The sequence below is a fragment of the Janthinobacterium sp. JC611 genome (assembly GCF_018682595.1).
In the GTDB taxonomy this organism is placed as follows: Bacteria; Pseudomonadota; Gammaproteobacteria; order Burkholderiales; family Burkholderiaceae_D; genus Janthinobacterium.
Genome location: NZ_JAFLJN010000069.1, coordinates 1 through 668 on the forward strand (window position 1 = coordinate 1; position 668 = coordinate 668).

General features: G+C 62.0%; 1 protein-coding gene. It reads left to right on the forward strand.

What is annotated here, in order from left to right:
• Positions 1 to 668: hypothetical protein (locus J0O65_RS25360; RefSeq protein WP_502793596.1), on the forward strand; the 668-nt coding region annotated here is incomplete at both ends.

Below are 668 nucleotides of genomic sequence, written 5' to 3' on the forward strand. Positions count from 1 at the left end.
AATATCGACAACACGCGCGGCGTCTTGCAGGCGGACATGTTGCGTCTCGATGCCGCATCCTTGTTGAACCAGCAAGGGACAGTGAGCGCCGGCACGGATTTGACGGCGAAAGTGAGCGGTGACCTGAACAACGCGGGGCTGCTGTATGCAGGCCACAACCAGCAACTGACGGTGGGTGGCGTGCTGAACAACACGGGATCGATTGCTTCCGTCAACAACACCCATATTACGGCCGGCAAAGTGACCAGCAGCGGTTTGCTGGGCGCCGGCGTGAAAGCGGACGGCAGCCTGGGCACGGTAGGGGACTTGACCATCAACGCGGATGGCGTGCTGCAAGCGAACGGACAGAACCTGGCGGCAGGCAGTGCGACGCTGACGGGTTCCAGTGTGGATCTGTCGAACAGCCAGACGGGCGCCGCCAACATCGCCATCACCGCACGCAGCGGCGACGTATTGACGAACAAGGCCGTGATTTCCGCCAGCAACGTGCTGGCCATCACAGCCAACGCAAACAACGCCCAGTCGCTGGTGAACAGCCAGGGGCAGCTGGTGGCTGGTCATTTGCAATTGAACGTGGCCAACCTGAACAACGCCGGCGGCGACATCGTGCAGACGGGTACTGGCGACACCGTCATCACCACGACCAAGCTGGACAACACGGCGGGCCG